The organism is Dysgonomonas sp. PF1-14, from assembly GCF_029892965.1.
GTDB lineage: Bacteria > Bacteroidota > Bacteroidia > Bacteroidales > Dysgonomonadaceae > Dysgonomonas.
This window is the reverse complement of the sequence record NZ_JARXWN010000001.1, coordinates 428119-447139: the sequence shown is the minus strand read 5'-3', so window position 1 is coordinate 447139 and position 19021 is coordinate 428119. Positions and strand designations below refer to the sequence as shown.

The window sequence follows — 19021 nt, the reverse complement described above, 5'->3', positions numbered from 1 at the left end:
AAGGGCAGTAAGATAATTTAGTTGAATTAGTTTTCACAAACATATATATTTTTTCTGAATGAAAAACATACTATTGATACTATTATCGGAGTTTTATCAACAATATGCAAAGAATATCCATCACCCCATTCACATTATTTAGAAAACAAAGAAACCTTATATATGTGTATATGGTGAATAGAATTTGTACCTTTGCAGTCCGAAAATGATGGGAGGTGATCTCCTTAACTATTTAACAGATTTTGAAATGTTGAAGACCGCAAACATTGACGAATTAGAAAACAAAAAAATAAGCAAACTTCTCTGGCAATATGCAATCCCCGCCATTGTGGGAACAATGGTAAACGCCTTGTACAATATCATAGACCGTATCTACATCGGACATGGTCCCGATCTGGGTGACCACGCTATCGGAGGACTGGGTATCGTATTACCTATAATGAACCTCACAGCCGCAGTCGGCATGCTTGTGGGAGCAGGTTCGGCAAGCCGCATATCCATCTGTCTGGGCAAGGGTGATAAGGAAACGGCAGAAAAAATTATCGGCAACTCATTTGTAATGACATTGCTATTTACAGGGACGCTAGTTACACTACTATTCATGTTCTTAGACCCTATACTGATGCGAATAGGTGCTACGGAAGAGACGTTTCCGTATGCAAAGGAATTCCTGCTTTATTATCTGCCGGGTAATATATTTCTTACCATGTGTTTCAACTTCAATAGCATGATGCGTGCATCAGGCTATCCTACCAAAGCTATGTACACAATGCTTATTGGTGTTGTCGCCAATATTATTATCGCACCTATCTTCATCTTTGTACTCGAATGGGGTATCAAAGGGGCTGCTATTGCGACCATTATATCCATGTTTATAGGATTATGCTTCGTCATGCATCATTTTATGAACAAAAGCAGCATGCTGCGCCTACGCAGAAAAAACATCGGGCTTAACCCCAAAATAGTATGGGCTATTGCAAGTATAGGTATGTCTCCTTTCTTTATACAGGTGGCTGCCTCTATTGTTGTTTTCTTCATCAACAATAAATTGAAGGAGTATGGAGGAAACATTGCTATTGAAGCTTACGCCATTGCAAATACATTGGTTATGATTATTATCATGGTTATGGTAGGACTTACACAAGGCATGCAACCAATAGTGGGATATAACTACGGAGCAAAAAGGATAGAAAGGGTAAAAGAAACGTTGTTTTATACAATAAAGGCAGGCGTTGTAGTCGGCTGTGTCGGATTGGCTATAGGGATGTTGTTACCTGATATCATTGTAAAACCATTTAATCCGTCTGCACCACTGGCTGCCGAAACTACAAAAGCACTACGAATTGTAACAATCATGCTGCCATTGGTAGGTTATCAGATAGTGGTTACAAACTTTTTTCAATGTATAGGGATGGCAGGGAAGTCGATTTTCCTCAGCCTTACCCGTCAGTTCCTGATGTTGTTGCCGGCATTATTCATCCTGCCGAATATGTTCGGTATAGACGGAGTGTGGTATTCATTGCCGACAGCCGATTTTCTGGCAACCGCGCTGACAGCAGTATTATTTATCTGGCAGATCAGGACATTCAAAAAAATGGAAACTGCCGACAATGGGCTTATAAAACAATCCTAAAAATTAGTAACTTAGCAGCTACTTTACAATAACTGTTATTTACTTACCGAGATATACAACAATATGGACAGACAAAATATACTCAACCGCTTCTCAGTTACAGAAAGCGATCTGCTAAAAGTTATAACCGAAGCTCTGAGCAAAGGTGGTGACTATGCTGATATATTCTTTGAGCACACATTCAGCAACAATATTGCTTTGCGTGACGGGGAGGTCAATCGGGCATCGTCCAATATAGATTTCGGTGCAGGCATACGTGTTGTTTCCGGTGATCAGACTGGATATGCCTATGTAGAAAACACCGACATCAAAGACCTGCTGAATGCCGCGCGTACGGCTGCCAGCATTGCAGCTTCTTCGGCCAAAGCTGAACCACCTATTGAAGTACGGGAAACTCACTTTAAGAATCACTACAAAATAGAAAGGACGTGGATTGACGTTTCGGTTGCCGATAAGAAATCGTTTGTTCAGAAACTGAACGACCGCATTTTCGAACTTGATAAGCGCACCATAAAAGTATCGGTAAGCCTTAGCGACTCCACATCATACATCTTGTTCTTCAACTCCGAAGGCACACTCACATGGGATTATCGTCCGATGTGCCTGATGTACGGCTCGTGCACAATGGAGCAAAACGGAAAAATAGAAAACGGATATGCTTCGCGTGCATACCGCAAAGGATTTGAGTTCCTATCGGCTGATCTGATAGAAACACTGGCTAAAGAAGCTGTAGCACAAACCTCACTGATGTTTGACGCCATAAAGCCGAAAGGTGGGGAAATGCCTGTGGTAATGGGTGCCGGCAGTTCGGGCATTCTGTTACACGAAGCTATCGGACATACTTTCGAGGCCGATTTCAACAGGAAGAGAACATCTATATTCTCAGATCAATTGGGGAAACAGATATGTTCACCCAACATCAATGTAATAGATGACGGCACAATCGAGCATCAGCGTGGAGCTATCAACTTCGACGACGAAGGCATCGAAAGCCAGAAAACGTATATCGTGAAAGACGGCGTACTGGAAAGCTACTTACATGACCGCATCAGCGCAAAATATTATGGCGTAAATCCTACAGGAAACGGACGTCGTCAGTCGTTCCGTCACACTCCAATGCCGCGTATGCGTGTTACTTATATGGAGCAAGGTAATATCCCCGAAGCCGACATAATAGCTTCTGTAAAGCAAGGTGTATATGTAGATAACTTTACAAACGGACAGGTACAGATAGGTGCAGGTGACTTCACTTTCTTTGTAAAAACAGGCTACCTCATCGAAAACGGCAAACTTACACAACCTATAAAGGACATAAATATCATTGGTAACGGGGCTAAAGCGCTTGCCGATATTACAATGGTGGGCAATAATCTTAAAATAGATGAAGGAGCATGGACTTGCGGTAAAGACGGACAAAGCGTTCCTGTAGGTCAGGGCTTACCTTCGGTACTGGTGAGCAAGCTGACTGTAGGAGGTGAATAATTTTTGTGGAATTTTGGGAGAATTTTATCTATATATTGTGATGAGATAAATAACAATAACTGATAATAACCTTAACGCTCCTTTAAAATCTAAACACAAACAATGAAAACAATGAGAAATTCCATCTTATATTTCGCATTTGCCTGTTTGGTTACTTTACCTTACACAACAATAGATGCACAAAAAAGCAAGAAAGACGACAGCAAGTTATTTCCCCGTTCAGCAGGCGTATCGACAAGTGACAGCATGTATGCCGCACACAAAAGAACTATAAAGATCGAAGACGTCCGCCCTGCCTATAACGCATTGAAAGAAGATTCTTTAGAATCTATTTTTAAAAAGATTATCAAAAGTAAATTTAAGAAAGGAGATCCGGACGATTATTACAAATATTATGAATTTTCACCATCGGACGACTATATCGTAGGGCATTACAGTGCTCCTTCCACAATGGTATCCTATGGTACAAAATCATTTTACAGAGGGGCATGCAGAGCCTATGCCAATCATCATCCCTTTGTGCTTTCGCCTGATATGATATGGCTGCTTATAGAACAGGGATTTGCCAACCACATCAATAATAATTCGGAAGCAATGCGCCACTTGTTTGTCAGGCATCAGGGAAAGGCAGATTTGGTTATCAGACGCTCACTGGTAAATAATACCGGAGATTGGGAAGACTTATTCGCTACTTTTGCCAAACAAATAGGCCGCCAGACCAAGCCGGAACTTGTAGAACTGCTTACAGCCGATTTTTCGACTACCACCCCTGTCAGTAGAGCCGTATCGCAAATTACCATTATGGAGGCCACCAAAAGCTATTTCAACTATATAGTATCTTCACCTCTGTGTGGAATTCCTTATGTTATACTGGAAGGTACTCCCGACGACTGGCAGAAAGTTCTGGAAAAAGCACGTAAGCTACGCAAATACGAAATGGGCTGGTGGATGGATGAGGTAGAACCTGTTCTTGAAAAACTGGTAGAAGCATCGAATGGTGTAAACGACAACGATTTCTGGATGAAAATGATACGCGTACATCCTAAAGAGATTGCCTATTTGACGACCGAGAGGGAAATAGAAAGTACAGTAGATGGCTGGATACTTAAATTCTTTCCGTATGACGATGACGGACATAAGCTAAGTATGAAAAAGCTATCCAACTTCGCAGACATCGCACCTGAGGTGATGAAGGTCGATTTGAAATATATAATAGACCTGCCCAATGGTAAAACGCGGTCGATTCCATTGGAAATATATGCCGGATTTATGGGATTACGGCAAGATACGGTAACATTTGCCCTGAAACCCGAAATAGGCTGGTTTGTCCGCAGAAAGGATAAAATATCCGAGACCAGAACCGAATACTACGAATGGAGAAACAATTCGGGAAGAATATACCTGTATCTGGATAAGGGACAAAGCATTCCGCCCGAACTGTATTCGCTGAAAGAGATAAAGAACCTGGAACTCAGATTCGAAGACAAAGTCTCTATTCCTCAACGTTTATCAACGATAAAAATAAAGGAACTATCTATCAAAGGGGAAATAACCGCTGCCGAAACAAAACGCATTCACCGGCTATTCCCTGATACTCAAGTTAGAATAAATAGTGAAGATTAATAGTCAAGTCAGCTTATAATATCCCTTTATCCGAATCAGCGTTATTGAGGCTCTTTTTTCCTGCTTCGTGTCAATAAGTCATGTTATATCACATTTTTTACAGACAAAAATAAAAGTGTTATAACGCGCTGTCAAAATATATCTTCCCCCATACAGGTAAATTTCTGTTCTTTGGCCCTTTATTAAGCTAAATCTGTGTATTTTTGCAGATATAAAACGAAAATCATGATTACCAAACAACATAAAGATATAGCCCGTTGGAGTATGGAATTTGCATTGCAGAACGGCTGTCAGGCGGCACGCATATCTGTAATTACGGCAAAAAACAACTCGTTTGAGTATAGAGATACACAGTTGGATAAACTGCAACAAAGCTCCGAGAACAAGCTTTATATCGAAGTATTCACAGATGGCAGATACGGTTCTTTCTCTACCAACCGCATAGAGAAAGGTGAATTGGAGAAGTTTATAAAGGAGGGTATCATATCTACAAAATACCTTGCGGAAGATAAGTTCCGCCAACTTCCCGACCCTACCAGATATTACAAGCCCGATGGCAAAGACCTCGACCAGTATGACGCATCGTTCGAAAAAATAGAGACCGAGAAAAAACTGGCTGCTGCCCGACAGGCATTAGCTGAAATATACGGATCGGACGAACGTATCATCTCCGTTTCTTCGTCTTACGATGACGGAGCTGGAGCCGAATATATGATTGCCAGCAATGGATTTGAATCGGAATCTATCGACTCGGGATTCAGCCTGTCGGTTTCCGTTTCGTTAAAGACCGATGGTGATGCACGTGCCGAATCATACTGGTATGACAGTGCGATCTACTGGGAAGACCTGAAAAAAGAAGGAATAGGACAAAAGGCGATGGAACGCGCATTGCGTAAAATAGGTCAAAAAAAGATAAAATCGGGAAGATACGATATGTTGCTTGACAATACGGTTGCTACGCGCCTGCTTTCGCCGATGATAAGCGCTATGTACGGATCGGCTCTGCAACAGAAAAACTCTTTCCTGCTGGATAAACTGGGACAACGAATAGCTTCGGATAAACTTACTATCATAGATAACCCGCACCTTACCCGCTCTTATGGTTCTAAATGGCACGACGGCGAAGGCGTGGCTACACAGAAAAGAACGATCATAGACAAAGGAGTTTTAAACACTTACTTCATAGACACCTACAATTCGTTGAAGATGAATGTAGCTCCTACTATAGCTTCCCCATCCGTCATACAAACCGAATTGGGAAACAAAAACTTCGATAAATTGTTACAATCTGTACAAAAAGGCATCTGGATAACCGGATTCAATGGAGGGAACAGTAATTCCACAACAGGCGATTTTTCTTTCGGTGTAGAGGGTTTCCTTATCGAAAACGGTATAGCGACAACACCTGTCAGTGAAATGAACATAACAGGAAATATGCTCACCCTTTGGGCAAATCTGACAGAAGTAGGAAACGATCCGCGCGAAAATTCTGCATGGAAACTACCGTCCCTGCTGTTCAGTGATGTAAACTTTAGTGGATTATAACAGTTTAGCATGAAATTATTTAAGATACTCACAATACTTATTCTCGTCCCTTTCTATTTATCAGCACAAGTACCCGCTACGGAAGTCCGCGCGGCATGGATAACCACAAACTGGGGACTCGACTGGCCTACGCAGGGAACAAGTGTACAGGCTCAGAAAAACGAATTACGGAAAATACTCGATCAGTTGCAGGCTGATAATTTCAACACTATATTGTTTCAGGCAAGGGCGCAGGGCTGTGTTTTCTACAAATCGAAAATAGAACCGCTAAGCCCATTCTTTAATCATTCCGACAATTTCGACCCATTGGCTTTTGCCATAGAAGAGTGTCACAAAAGAGGGATGGAATGCCATGCATGGCTGATTACCTACCCGATGGAGAAAGCGCAGATAAAATACACAGGCAAAGGAAGGCGCAGGAAAGCAACAGTAGTTAACAATAAACCCGACTATTATAAAGCCATAGACGACAGGTGGTATCTCGATCCGGGCAGACCGGAAACAAGAAACCGGATAGTATCTATTGCGAAAGAGATCGTATCGGGCTACGATGTAGACGGCATTCACTTCGACTATATACGTTACCCGAACAATACAGGGAAATTTCCGGACGAAGACACGTACAAAAAATACGGGAATGGGATGACGCTTGCCGACTGGCGTAGACAGAATATAAACCGGCTGGTAGAAGAAATTTACGACAATGTGAAGTCTATAAAGAAATGGGTACAAATCAGTAGTTCTCCTCTCGGCAGATACCGCGTACTACCCGAAATATCCCGTAATGATGGATGGACTGCATACGAAACTGTATTTCAGGATGCAGGCTATTGGATGCAAAGCGGAAAACACGATCTGATCTTCCCGATGATGTATCACCGCGAACGGTATTTCTATCCTTTTCTGGACGATTGGGTGGCAAACAGTAACGGACGAACGGTCGTTCCCGGGCTAGGAGTCTATCAGATGGACGAACAGAACTGGTCTTTGCAGGATATTATGAATCAGATGAATTACACCCGTACCGAGAAGGTAAAAGGACAGGCTTACTTCCGCGCAGCAAACATACTGAACAACCTGAAAGGAATACAGGATTCTATCGGTACATTCTATCCTACTCCGGCGAAACTGCCACCACTTACATGGCTCGACAATATAGCACCTAATTCTCCTCTAGACCTCCAAGTATATAAGGATAGTGACGGCAACCTGAATATAAAATGGGAAGCGCCGGATGATACGGAAAGTTTCACATACAATGTATATGTATCCCCTACCGAAAATTTCGACAAAGAAAATCCATCGTTTATGCTGGCAGCAGGATTGCGGACGAAGAGTTATTCATTCCCTATGAATACCGGAGATTTCGGATTCTATTATTTCGTTACAGCTTCCGATAGGTTCCATAACGAAAGTGTCGTTTGCTTCCCCGGATATTTCGTTCATTCAGAAGGGGAACATTAAAACACACAGGATTTTCCGTTTATTCAAGGTCTTTTTTTAACTGATTGATTGTCTTGTGCAGTACAGGGTGTATGTATTCTCCTGCTATCTCCGCTAACGGGGTAAGAACAAATGCACGCTCGTGCAGATGCGGATGCGGTAGTACAAGATCGGTATTTTCAAATATTTCGTCGTCGAATAGTAACAGGTCTATGTCTATTATCCTGTCGCTGTATATTCTATTCTCAGACTTGGTCTGCCGTCCCATCTCTTTTTCTATCACCTGTGTTTTCTCAAGCACCTCGAGTGGATTCAGTTTTGTGCGCACCTCGCATACGGCATTCAGAAATTGGTTGTCGGACTCGAAGCCTACAGGCTCGGTCACGTAAAAAGCGGAAGTGGCGACTACTTCGCCAATCCGCTCTTCTATACTGTTGATCGCATGATCGAGATTCTCACCCCTGTCTCCCAAATTGGAGCCGAGACTGAGAAAAACATCATGCAGGTTTTCTTTTTCTAATAACATTTTAGATTATCAGCATGGCATCGCCATAGGTGCCAAAACGGTATTTTTCTTTTACTGCAAGTTCATATACATCCATTATACGATCGTAACCGCCAAACGCAGCTGTCATCATAAGTAATGTAGACTGAGGCAAATGGAAGTTTGTAACCATAGAGTCTGCGATACCGAAATCGTAAGGAGGGAAAATAAATTTATTTGTCCAGCCCTCATTCACTTTCAGGTGCCCATCAGTACTTACTATTGTTTCTATTGCCCTCATCACCGAAGTACCGACAGCACAAACTCGACGATTGGCATCTTTAGCCTCGTTCACTATATCTGTGGCCTCCTTTGTTATCTGCAACTGCTCAGAATCCATCTTATGCTTCGTGAGATCTTCAACATCTATATCGCGATAGTTACCCAATCCCGAATGCAATGTAATGTATGCAAAATGCACACCTTTTATTTCCAGACGCTTCAGCAGTTCGCGGCTAAAGTGTAATCCGGCAGCCGGAGCAACTACTGCTCCTTCATTTTTAGCGAAGATAGTCTGATAACGATCTTTATCGTCCGGCTCTTCTCCCCTGTTCAGGTATTTGGGTATCGGTGTTTCGCCGAGTGCATACAATGATTTTCTGAATTCTTCGGACGGCCCGTCATACAAGAAACGTAATGTACGTCCGCGCGAAGTTGTATTATCAATTACTTCGGCTACCATAGAGTCATCGTCTCCGAAATACAATTTATTACCGATACGGATTTTGCGGGCAGGATCTACAAGAACATCCCATAAATGAAATTCCTCATTCAATTCGCGAAGAAGAAATACTTCAATGGTAGCACCTGTTTTTTCCTTGTTCCCATACAGGCGGGCAGGGAATACCTTTGTATCGTTGAAAATAAAGACATCTTTTTCATCAAAGTAGGTGATGACATCTTTAAACACCTTATGTTCAATTTCTCCGGTCTTGCGATTGACAACCAACAAACGGGATTCGTCCCTGTTCTTGGCCGGATGAGTAGCGATAAGCTCCTCTGGAAGATCAAATTTAAATTGAGAAAGTTTCATGTTCTATATGCTTAACTTATTTATTATTATCCTTTTATTTAATCAACTCATCTACGAGTTCTTCTATATGTTCACCCGCAACACATTGGTCGAGTGTGACCTCGCCTATGCGTGTGCGTTCCAGACCGATCAGATGTGCACCGGAATCGAGAGCCTGCCCTATATCACGCGCCAGTGCTCTTATATATGTTCCTTTACTGCACACAACCCTTACCTTTATTACCGGCAGTTGGCAATCGAGCAGTTCTATCTCGTCTATCACCAACAGCTTCGGTTTCAATTCTACCTCCTGTCCTTCGCGGGCAAGTTCATAAGCCCGTTTTCCGTCTATCTTACATGCCGAAAAAGCCGGTGGAACCTGCTCTATTGCACCTATAAACTTTGTCAATGTATCTGCAACCAGTTCTTTTGTTATATGATCTGTAGGATATACGCCGTCTACTTCGGTCTCAAGATCGAACGAGGGTGTAGTTTCTCCTAGTTTTATGGTTGCAATATACTCCTTTGTCTGATACTGAAACGTCTCTATCAGTTTAGTCTTCTTTCCTGTGCAAATAATCATCACCCCTGTAGCTAACGGATCAAGTGTACCGGCATGACCGACTTTCAACTTCTTAATTCCCAGCTTGCGGCAAAGTTTATTCCTCAGTTTTCTGACCAACGTAAACGAGGTCCAGTGCAAAGGTTTATTTATGTATAAGATCTCTCCGGAGATAAAATCCATTATATAATCGCTAATTCATGTCCCGTCAGCAAAAGAGCCAAAAGGATGCCTCCTAAAATAATACGATACCAACCGAACAATTTGAATCCGTACTTGGTAACAAAACCTATAAAAAATTTGATTGCCAGCAATGCAACGATAAAAGCAACCACATTGCCAATAATCAATACGCCTATATTATCTTTCAACAGCTCCAATCCGGTATCGGATGTAAACAGTTTCAGTACTTTCCATCCTGTGGCGGCAGCCATGGTAGGCACAGCCAGAAAGAAAGAAAATTCCGCCGCATTCTTACGGCTCAGTCCGCGTGTCATACCTCCTACTATTGTAATCATGGAGCGCGACACACCGGGTATCATGGCTATACATTGGTAAAAACCAATAATGAAAGCATTTTTATATGTTATCTCCTGCTCACCTTCTACCTGATTATTGAACAGTTTGTCTACAAACAGCATCAATATACCGCCCACAACAAGCATTATGGCTACAACCAGCACGCTCTCGAGCAGTTCGTCTATCTTGTCACTAAAAATAAGCCCAAGCACTGCCGCCGGAATAAATCCGACAAGAAGTTTCCAATAGAACTCGAACCTGTAAAGGTTCTCTTTGATAAAACTGCCCTTAGCCGATTCGGGAATATCATTCCTCAAACGGAAAAAGCGCTTCCAGTACAGAACTATAACAGACAGGATAGCTCCAAACTGAATAATAACTGTGAATGCTTTTACAAATTCGTTACTTTCGATACCCAGCAAGCTTTGGGCGATAATCATGTGTCCGGTCGAGGACACAGGTAAGAACTCGGTTAGTCCCTCTACAATGGCAATAATAATTGCCTCAATAATACTCATTCTCTTCTTTTATGTGTTTTGTTATTTATTTGCTTTCCTCCTCTGATGCACCTTTAGGACGCGGATATAATATTCCTACAATCATCAGCAAGAATCCGGTAAAGCAAATCATCGGAGCCACCACAATTCTCCTTGTGCTAAAAATATCAGGTTCGAAGCCACCTTCGACACTGGATGAAGGCCCTGTCATCAGGATAAATCCAATGATAATCAAAAGTACTGATACAGCACAAATTACATAATTAAGCTTGCCAAATGCAAAGTTTTTTTTATCCATATTCCTTACTTAAATGTGATAAAGTTTATTTGTAGTCATTCTCAAATACCTGTTTACAGCCGATACTGTAGCCAGAATAGTAATAAATATACCCAAAATCACCACTAATGCGTACACGATCAGCAATTCGTACATTGTCACAATCGAAATCAACTCCGGATATTCGGTTGTAAAATAATAGATCACTCCCGTTATAAGTACGTTCGCAAAAATAGCCGCCAGTATTCCCGATACGATTGCACTAAGGACAAAAGGCCTGCGTATAAACCCATTTGTAGCTCCTACAAGCTGCATCGTATTAATAAGGAAACGTTTAGAATATATATTTAATTGTATAGTATTGCGTATTAATGTAAAAGAAATCAGAATCAGCATAACTGCCAGAATCAGCAGCACTGTTCCTATCTTGGATATATTTGTATTGGCTTGCTCTATGTCTTCCTCTTTAAACGAAAGCCCTTTGGTCAGTTTGAAGTCTTTTAGGCTTGCCTCTACCTTTTTCAGACTGTCGGAATTCATATACTCCGATTTGATGAAGACATCTATATAGCTCCGCGACGGATCATAACCTAAAACTTCTTCAGGATCGCCTCCTAAGTCTTCCAGAAGTTGCTTCTTAACCTCTTCCTTTGTAATATATGTAGTCGATTTTACGTAAGGGATAGCTTCTATCTTTGTTTTTGTATGGGCGATGAGCGAATCGCTGATATCACCCGACAACTCGATGGATATTCCTATATTCTCCTTGAAGTAAGATGCCAGTCCGCGCCCTGTAAATCCCAGCAGGATAGTCAGTCCCAATAAAAAAAGCACAAGAGTGATACTTATAGTAGTAATTACTCCTGATGTAAATAAGGATATTGGTTTCTGTTGACGTTTATCAGACATTTTTCGCAAATGACAATTAAGAAGATATTCCCGTTTGGACACAATGCACCCAAATTCGCTGCAAAGAAACAAAATAAATACATGAGATAGCACTATTTTTGTTTTTTTTAATAAATAAGTATTATCTATCAATTATTTCCGCTGTGTATCGGCTTAAATATTATTGTATATTTGCATGGAAGAGTTTACTAGTTTATAGTTTACCAGAACTCTAGCGTTTTTCAGGTAAATCAGCACACTAAAATACTCGCAACGAACCTACTCCTCCCCTATGGGGAGGTCGGGAGGGGCTTATAATAATCTTTAAAATAATATCATGCAAGAAAATCAAACCAAAGCAGGATTAACTCCGGCAAACTTCTCAGGAAAAGTGGATGGCAAAGATGTACAGATGTATGTACTGACTAACAGCAAAGGTGCTGAAGCCACCATAATAAATTACGGGGCGAAAATAGTATCGCTATGTGTACCCGACAAAAACGGCAAACTAACTGATGTAGTGCTGGGACACAATAACCTGAACGAATACCTTAACTCGGAAGAACCCTATTTCGGTGCAGTATGCGGACGTACAGGCAACCGCATTGCCAATGGACAATTTACACTGGACGGAGTAACATATAAACTGGCTATAAACAATGGACCTAACAATCTGCACGGCGGACTAAAAGGTTTCAATGCTGTAGTGTGGAATGCCAAACAAACAGACAATCAGACATTGGAATTGACCTATCTGGCAAAAGACGGAGAGGAAGGATTTCCCGGAAACCTGAATGTGAAAATGATCTATAAACTGACAGATGACAATTCGTTCGATATAGACTATCAGGCTACAACAGACAAGGCCACAATACTGAATCTGACAAATCACTCCTATTTCAATCTATCGGGTGAAGGCGATCCGAGTGTAAACGACCATATGCTGGTAATGCACGCTTCGCAATACTTGCCGACAGACGACACAGCCATTCCGTACGGTAAGCCGGAAACCGTAAAAGGCACACCATTCGATTTCACAGTCCCTCATGCCATAGGCGAACGCATCGAAGACGATTTCGAGCAACTACACTTCGGCAAAGGCTACGATCATACAATGGTACTGGATAAAAAAGACGGCGAACTGGCGCTGGCTGTAGAATGCTACTCACCGAAAACCGGCATCAAAATGGATATTGCCACTACCGAACCGGGTGTACAGATATATACAGGCAACTGGATGACAGGCAACTTTGAAGGCAAGCATGGACATCGTTACCCGATGCGCGCTGCTGTTTGTTTTGAGACGCAACATTTCCCCGACAGCATCAACAAACCTGAATATCCTAGTGTGGTGCTCAGGCCGGAAGAAACATTCAAGAGCAAAACGACTCACAAGTTCTCTGTAAAGTAAGTTTTTTACAACTTCTACATAAAGCGAGGAGTAAAGGGAACCTTTGCTCCTCATCTTTTTTAACCTTACAATCCTACCGACTTTATCCGCGAATGCGATAAGGTCACTGTCAACTATAATAAGACACCACATTTGAATGATATTGCTTACTTTCTCAAGCTCCCTATCCCAGCCACAGAGGGTAAGATGAAAACCAAAAGTCCTCTGTTAAACTATCAGAGTTCAGGCTTTATACCCACGTAGCAAACAAGGGCGCAGGCTATGCTTGGTATAGAGCAGCCCTTCCCTTAATGTGTAAACACATCCATATCTGTCAAGAATAGAAGACACAACCTTCAGATCGTCACTCCGGTGATAGGTGCATACAGCAAATTGCAGATTGTCTGCCATTGCGAACAGTTTTTGGCTACCGGCAAGGGCATTTCTTTCCATACCCTCTATATCCATCTTTAGAAATAAGTCATTTGTGGGTTTATCTTTAAAGAAATCATCCAAAGTTTGCGACTGTTCATCATTGCTGTCGCCAATGTATTTTCTTATTATCTCTACCTTATCTGCCCATGGCTCAAATGTAGCGGTCAGAGCTTCTATCCACTCCGTTTCACACTCGAACAGATATACAAAACGGGCTACTTCAATAGCCTCCAGCGAGATCAGCCCTTCTGCCGCTCCAATATCCAACAAGGTTCTGTTGCTGAATTCTTCTATGGAATCTACATAGTGGTGCGCCGATTCCACATCCTGCTCTATCATCAGAGAGATGTAGATTCTGCGTATTTTCTCTTCTGTAAAAATATTGGGGAAATACAATCTCTTATTCTTATGAATAACATAATTCAATCCTTTATCTGTATCCTTTAACACATCTACCTGCATTTGCAGATATTTTTCGGCATACGGATAAGGAAAACGGGAATACCCGTTATCTTTGAAGAACTTATAATACCTGATCTTTGGCGATTGTGGCACAAATACCGAATAGAAAGCATATGGAATAGCTCCATAAATAAAAGTTTTGAACAGTTGCGACAGGGAAAGCCCCATAACATTACATAATTTTAAGTATCGATAAAAAACAATTTCTCCTAAAAACCGACTTACTTTCTCAGCCTCACCTGATCCACTGCATGTCCGTCACCCTTGTGCAATATCAGACTGGCACGTTCGCGGGTGGGCAGTATATTTTTACGAAGGTTCTTACGGTTGATTTCGCGCCATATTGTTCTGGCTGTTTTTTTCGCTTCGCGCTCCGACAATTGCGCAAAGCTATGAAAGTATGAGTCGGGATGAGCAAATGCTCCTTTTCTGAATTTCATAAATCGGGAAATATACCAGTCTTCCAGCTTCAGCTCGTCTGCATCCACATAGATAGAAAAGTCCACATAATCGGACACAAATATACGGGGTTTTTCGTCCGGATAGTCCATGCCGCTTTGCAATACATTCAGTCCTTCCAATATCAGTATATCAGGCTGCTCTATTGCCAGGTATTCATTCGGAATAATATCGTAGATAAGATGTGAATACTTGGGGACCCGTACCTTTTTCACTCCCGATTTTATATCGGTCACAAATTTCAGTATCTGTTTTATATCGTACGATTCGGGAAAGCCTTTTTTCAGCATAATGCCTTTTTCTTCCAGTACAGCGTTCGGATACAGGAATCCGTCTGTTGTCACCAATGCCACACGTGTATTCTCTTTCCATCGGCTAAGCAATGCCTGCAACACACGCGCCGTAGTGCTTTTACCCACCGACACACTGCCTGCAATACCGATAATAAAAGGGATTTTAAGAGATTCCTGTTTAAGGAACTTCATCAGCACCGATTGCCGGCTTGTACGTGCCGACACATAGTAGCTCAGCAGGCGGGACAAGGGTAGATAAATATCTTCAACCTCATCTATGGACAACTCGTCGTCTATACCTTGCAGGTTCAACAGCTCGTCGTAGGTAAGCGTCATTGGCTCAGAATCGCGCAGAGCCGCCCACTGCTGACGAGTAAACTGCATATACGGGCTGGGAATATTCTTCATTTATCTCCTTTTAAGCGATAATGTCGTAAAGATATAGAAAAGTACCAAGTTATCCGTTATTAGCTATCATTTTTTTATATTTGCAGAACAAACTCACTTTCTTAACTATGAAATATATCTTATCTGCAATCATTTGTTTTCTTATTTTATCAGCCTGTACTGAGCCCGAACCGCAAAGCATCCCTCTGTCTATAACCTTTTCTGAAATCAGTGAAGTGTATGCAGATACTGCCTCACTGAAAGGTCCGGTAAAAACAGTGACACTCTATAAAACAAATAATACTTCGTCTACTACAAAAATAATTGACGGAGAAAAGCTATACATTTTCAGCAAAACAACTTATACCTCTGATAAGAAAAAACTAAACCTGATAAAGTACAGCTACAAGGATAGCTATAATGACTCCATCCGATACTTTTATAATAAGGATGGAAAATTGTACTTCATCAAAAACAAGAATAAAGAAGCCCGATATTTCTGGTATGACGAAAAAGGAAATCCCACAGAAGCTTTGAAATACAGAATATCGGAAAATAAAAAAGTATTTGATGACTACGAACGAATAAACTATACTTACAGCGAAGAACAGACACAGGCTCTACGGATGAGTATTTATTACGATACCATAAAAAGCAATTACACAAACTCTGCTGTTTTCGACAAATACGGCTACCCTCTGATATGGGACGAAATAAATTATGAATATCAAAGTTTCGATGGGAAAACGCTGCCTATAAAGATAGGCGATAATGTAATTACAAGAGATAAATCGGGACAAATGGAAGAAGAATTTAACGCATCTACAGACAAAAGGGTTCAGTATATGTATGACGAAGAAGGAAGGCTAAAGCAAAAGCAACAAAGCGAACTTGCAGGAGTAAGCTCGGCACACACTGAAATATTCGAATATGACAATTATGGCAATGAAAAGATCAAAATAAGCAGTTATCAGAAACACGTTTCAACAATAGAGTACGAATACAAATATGACCAATATGGTAACTGGACACAAAAGAATATTTATTCTAGCGACAATGATACACCCAAAAAACTATCGGAAATTGAGTTACGTGAAATAACATATTACGCCGAAGGTGAAACCAATACAGGTATCGACGAATCGTATCTGCCTATAAGCGACGATGTACGCTATATAGCTGACAACATCGAGAAATGGGCTGACGAAAAAAAGGAAAAATCAGAAGCATATCGTCAGGCTGTTGATGATGGAGATTTCGATACAGAGATAACCCTCACCTCAGCAGAGGACATCAATGATTTCACACCAAAATGGTGGCGCATCATAGGACAGGCCGATGGTGATCTCAATGGTGACGGCATCGCCGACAAAGCCATTGTGTACAACACTCCGGTAAGCCTCGATGAGTGGGAAGCACGATGTCTTGCTATCTACAAAAAAGAAGATGGCAAATGGAAGCTCTGGCTGCAAACCTTTGCACCCCTGCTGTCGAGCGGTGGCGGTGGCATGATGGGCGACCCTTTTAGTGGGATCAGTATAGAAGATGGCTGCATCATTATAAACCATTGGGGCGGCAGTCGTGAGAAATGGTCTTATCAGCACTCATACAAATATGTAAACGACAACTGGCATCTGATACACGCAATAACGTCATCCGGAGATGCTTGTCGTGGGCATAGTATGCAATATGATTTGCTTACAGGCGACATTCTGACAGAGGATTACATCTACGACTGCGAGGAAGATGGTACCAAAGAAGAAAACAAAAAGAAAGAACTTAACCGGATTCCGGATAAATTACCTCTGATTACAGATCCTTTCTTTAATCAGGACTTCGATATAGATGAATCCGAGTAGTCTGATCCATTATTTGTTATAAAACCCAAAACGACCAAACAAAACCTGCTTCTATCTGTTCTATGAGTGATGCAAAATATTGATATGTCTTCGATAAGTGGCAAGAATGTAATATCTTTGCAGCGCAATCAGTCAACAGTTAGCAGTTAACAGTCAACAATGCCGCCCTATAAGCGAAAGTGACTGTAACTCGTAACTTTGTAACTCGTAACTAATAAACAAAATGCAGGAAACTCAAGATAAAATTTTAGAAGATGTTACCACCGGTGATTATAAATACGGGTTTGTAACAGACATTGATACAGAGGTTATTCCGATCGGGCTGAATGAGGACGTTGTGCGCCTTATCTCGGCAAAAAAGAACGAACCGGAATGGCTGCTGGAATTCAGATTGAAAGCATATCGTCACTGGCTGACGATGGAAACCCCGCAATGGGCACACCTGAATATACCGGAAATAGACTACCAGAGTATCAGCTATTATGCTGCACCGAAGAAAAAAGACGGCCCTAAGAGCCTTGATGAAGTAGATCCCGAATTGCTGAAAACATTCGACAAACTGGGCGTGCCTCTTCACGAACGTGAAATACTGGCAGGTGTGCAAAATATGGCTGTGGATGCGGTAGTAGATAGTGTTTCAGTGAAAACAACATTTAAAGAAGTGCTTTCCGAAAAAGGCATTATATTCTGTTCGTTCAGCGAGGCAGTACAGGAGCATCCCGAACTGGTGAAGAAATATCTGGGATCGGTAGTGCCTTACCGCGACAATTATTTTGGGGCGCTTAACTCTGCTGTGTTCAGTGACGGATCGTTCGTTTACATTCCTAAGGGCGTACGTTGCCCGATGGAATTGTCTACTTATTTCCGTATCAACGCGGCAAATACAGGACAGTTTGAACGCACGCTGATCGTTGCCGATGACAATGCTTATGTAAGTTACCTCGAAGGCTGTACTGCACCTATGCGTGACGAAAACCAGTTGCATGCCGCCATCGTGGAAATTATTGCACTCGACCACGCCGAAGTAAAATACTCGACCGTTCAGAACTGGTATCCGGGCGATAAAGAAGGAAAAGGAGGTATCTACAACTTCGTGACTAAACGCGGACTGTGTAAAGGCAACGGCTCAAAAATTTCATGGACACAGGTAGAAACAGGATCGGCAATTACATGGAAATATCCTTCGTGCATACTTGCCGGAGACAATTCTATCGGTGAATTCTATTCGGTGGCTGTAACGAACAATTATCAACAGGCCGATACGGGTACCAAAATGGTACACATCGGTAAAAATACCAAGAGCCGTATCGTATCGAAAGGTATCTCGGCAGGATTCAGCCAAAACTCGTATCGCGGGCTCGTAAAAGTATCCCCGAAAGCTGAAGGAGCACGTAACCACTCACAATGCGACAGCTTGCTGCTGGGCGACAAGTGCGGAGCACATACGTTCCCATATTCCGACATAGCCAATCCGACAGCCATCATAGAGCATGAGGCTACCACTTCGAAAATCAGCGAAGACCAGATACTTTACTGCAATCAGCGTGGTATCGGTACAGAAGAAGCCGTAGGGCTTATCGTAAACGGATATGCAAAAGAAGTAATGCAGAACCTCCCGATGGAATTTGCCGTAGAAGCGCAAAAACTATTGCAAATAAGCCTGGAAGGTAGTGTAGGTTAATTAATCTTTATTATTATAATGTAGAAAAAG

At 41.8% G+C, this 19021-nt stretch carries 16 protein-coding genes; 8 read left to right on the top strand and 8 right to left on the bottom strand.

Annotated features, from left to right (window positions below; translation table 11 throughout):
* Positions 1-247 precede the first annotated feature (247 nt).
* From M2448_RS02015 to M2448_RS01995, 5 genes are all read left to right on the top strand, one after another.
* The gene (locus M2448_RS02015) at positions 248-1633 is read left to right on the top strand and encodes an MATE family efflux transporter (RefSeq protein ID WP_280644603.1); all 1386 of its coding nucleotides are present in this window, start codon (positions 248-250) and stop codon (positions 1631-1633) included.
* 63 nt (positions 1634-1696) lie between these two features.
* The gene (locus M2448_RS02010) at positions 1697-3115 is read left to right on the top strand and encodes a TldD/PmbA family protein (RefSeq protein ID WP_280644602.1); all 1419 of its coding nucleotides are present in this window, start codon (positions 1697-1699) and stop codon (positions 3113-3115) included.
* Positions 3116-3226: 111 nt separating this feature from the next.
* A complete protein-coding gene (locus M2448_RS02005) occupies positions 3227-4738 on the top strand; it encodes a DUF4419 domain-containing protein (RefSeq protein WP_280644601.1) in 1512 nt (503 codons plus the stop codon).
* A gap of 225 nt (positions 4739-4963) precedes the next feature.
* Positions 4964-6283 carry a TldD/PmbA family protein gene (locus M2448_RS02000; protein ID WP_280644600.1) on the top strand — a complete coding sequence of 440 codons (1320 nt, stop codon included), beginning with the start codon at positions 4964-4966 and terminating at the stop codon, positions 6281-6283.
* A 9-nt stretch (positions 6284-6292) separates the two neighbouring features.
* Positions 6293-7747: a family 10 glycosylhydrolase gene (locus M2448_RS01995; RefSeq protein ID WP_280644599.1), complete on the top strand. Its 1455-nt coding sequence runs from the start codon at positions 6293-6295 to the stop codon at positions 7745-7747.
* Between the two features lie 19 nt (positions 7748-7766).
* Here M2448_RS01995 and folK read toward each other — a convergent pair whose 3' ends face one another.
* From folK to M2448_RS01965, 6 genes are read right to left on the bottom strand one after another with little or no spacing between them, the layout of a single operon-like run.
* Complete coding sequence (gene folK, locus M2448_RS01990) at positions 7767-8252, bottom strand: 2-amino-4-hydroxy-6-hydroxymethyldihydropteridine diphosphokinase (protein ID WP_280644598.1); 486 nt, start codon at positions 8250-8252, stop codon at positions 7767-7769.
* Position 8253: 1 nt separating this feature from the next.
* Positions 8254-9303: a tRNA preQ1(34) S-adenosylmethionine ribosyltransferase-isomerase QueA gene (queA, locus tag M2448_RS01985; RefSeq protein WP_280644597.1), complete on the bottom strand. Its 1050-nt coding sequence runs from the start codon at positions 9301-9303 to the stop codon at positions 8254-8256.
* A 34-nt stretch (positions 9304-9337) separates the two neighbouring features.
* Positions 9338-10027 (bottom strand): tRNA pseudouridine(55) synthase TruB, encoded by a 690-nt coding sequence (truB, locus tag M2448_RS01980; RefSeq protein WP_280644596.1) that lies wholly within the window; start codon positions 10025-10027, stop codon positions 9338-9340.
* The gene (locus M2448_RS01975) at positions 10027-10881 is read right to left on the bottom strand and encodes an undecaprenyl-diphosphate phosphatase (RefSeq protein ID WP_280644595.1); all 855 of its coding nucleotides are present in this window, start codon (positions 10879-10881) and stop codon (positions 10027-10029) included. Before M2448_RS01975 ends, truB begins: the two co-directional genes overlap by 1 nt.
* Positions 10882-10906: 25 nt before the next feature.
* Positions 10907-11158: a DUF3098 domain-containing protein gene (locus tag M2448_RS01970; protein WP_280644594.1), complete on the bottom strand. Its 252-nt coding sequence runs from the start codon at positions 11156-11158 to the stop codon at positions 10907-10909.
* Positions 11159-11167: 9 nt separating this feature from the next.
* The gene (locus M2448_RS01965) at positions 11168-12046 is read right to left on the bottom strand and encodes a permease-like cell division protein FtsX (protein ID WP_280644593.1); all 879 of its coding nucleotides are present in this window, start codon (positions 12044-12046) and stop codon (positions 11168-11170) included.
* Positions 12047-12362: 316 nt separating this feature from the next.
* Between M2448_RS01965 and M2448_RS01960 the strand changes: the two genes are divergently transcribed.
* Complete coding sequence (locus M2448_RS01960) at positions 12363-13436, top strand: aldose epimerase family protein (protein ID WP_280644592.1); 1074 nt, start codon at positions 12363-12365, stop codon at positions 13434-13436.
* Between the two features lie 222 nt (positions 13437-13658).
* Here the strand turns inward: M2448_RS01960 and M2448_RS01955 are convergent, their stop codons facing one another.
* Complete coding sequence (locus tag M2448_RS01955; protein ID WP_280644591.1) at positions 13659-14480, bottom strand: FkbM family methyltransferase; 822 nt, start codon at positions 14478-14480, stop codon at positions 13659-13661.
* A gap of 53 nt (positions 14481-14533) precedes the next feature.
* Entirely contained in the window at positions 14534-15472 is a 939-nt protein-coding gene (gene coaA, locus M2448_RS01950; RefSeq protein WP_280644590.1) for a type I pantothenate kinase, read from the bottom strand.
* 107 nt (positions 15473-15579) lie between these two features.
* Here coaA and M2448_RS01945 point away from each other — a divergent pair, with 107 nt between their 5' ends.
* Entirely contained in the window at positions 15580-17310 is a 1731-nt protein-coding gene (locus tag M2448_RS01945; protein WP_280644589.1) for a hypothetical protein, read from the top strand.
* 223 nt (positions 17311-17533) lie between these two features.
* Complete coding sequence (sufB, locus tag M2448_RS01940) at positions 17534-18991, top strand: Fe-S cluster assembly protein SufB (RefSeq protein WP_280644588.1); 1458 nt, start codon at positions 17534-17536, stop codon at positions 18989-18991.
* Positions 18992-19021 lie beyond the last annotated feature (30 nt).

Excerpts from the sequence above, each read along its gene's own strand:
- M2448_RS02015 (WP_280644603.1), top strand. The coding sequence starts at position 248 with ATGTTGAAGACCGCAAACATTGACGAATTAGAAAACAAAAAAATAAGC.
- M2448_RS02010 (WP_280644602.1), top strand. The coding sequence starts at position 1,697 with ATGGACAGACAAAATATACTCAACCGCTTCTCAGTTACAGAAAGCGAT.
- M2448_RS02005 (WP_280644601.1), top strand. The coding sequence starts at position 3,227 with ATGAGAAATTCCATCTTATATTTCGCATTTGCCTGTTTGGTTACTTTA.
- M2448_RS02000 (WP_280644600.1), top strand. The coding sequence starts at position 4,964 with ATGATTACCAAACAACATAAAGATATAGCCCGTTGGAGTATGGAATTT.
- M2448_RS01995 (WP_280644599.1), top strand. The coding sequence starts at position 6,293 with ATGAAATTATTTAAGATACTCACAATACTTATTCTCGTCCCTTTCTAT.
- folK (WP_280644598.1), bottom strand. The coding sequence starts at position 8,252 with ATGTTATTAGAAAAAGAAAACCTGCATGATGTTTTTCTCAGTCTCGGC.
- queA (WP_280644597.1), bottom strand. The coding sequence starts at position 9,303 with ATGAAACTTTCTCAATTTAAATTTGATCTTCCAGAGGAGCTTATCGCT.
- truB (WP_280644596.1), bottom strand. The coding sequence starts at position 10,027 with ATGGATTTTATCTCCGGAGAGATCTTATACATAAATAAACCTTTGCAC.
- M2448_RS01975 (WP_280644595.1), bottom strand. The coding sequence starts at position 10,881 with ATGAGTATTATTGAGGCAATTATTATTGCCATTGTAGAGGGACTAACC.
- M2448_RS01970 (WP_280644594.1), bottom strand. The coding sequence starts at position 11,158 with ATGGATAAAAAAAACTTTGCATTTGGCAAGCTTAATTATGTAATTTGT.
- M2448_RS01965 (WP_280644593.1), bottom strand. The coding sequence starts at position 12,046 with ATGTCTGATAAACGTCAACAGAAACCAATATCCTTATTTACATCAGGA.
- M2448_RS01960 (WP_280644592.1), top strand. The coding sequence starts at position 12,363 with ATGCAAGAAAATCAAACCAAAGCAGGATTAACTCCGGCAAACTTCTCA.
- M2448_RS01955 (WP_280644591.1), bottom strand. The coding sequence starts at position 14,480 with ATGGGGCTTTCCCTGTCGCAACTGTTCAAAACTTTTATTTATGGAGCT.
- coaA (WP_280644590.1), bottom strand. The coding sequence starts at position 15,472 with ATGAAGAATATTCCCAGCCCGTATATGCAGTTTACTCGTCAGCAGTGG.
- M2448_RS01945 (WP_280644589.1), top strand. The coding sequence starts at position 15,580 with ATGAAATATATCTTATCTGCAATCATTTGTTTTCTTATTTTATCAGCC.
- sufB (WP_280644588.1), top strand. The coding sequence starts at position 17,534 with ATGCAGGAAACTCAAGATAAAATTTTAGAAGATGTTACCACCGGTGAT.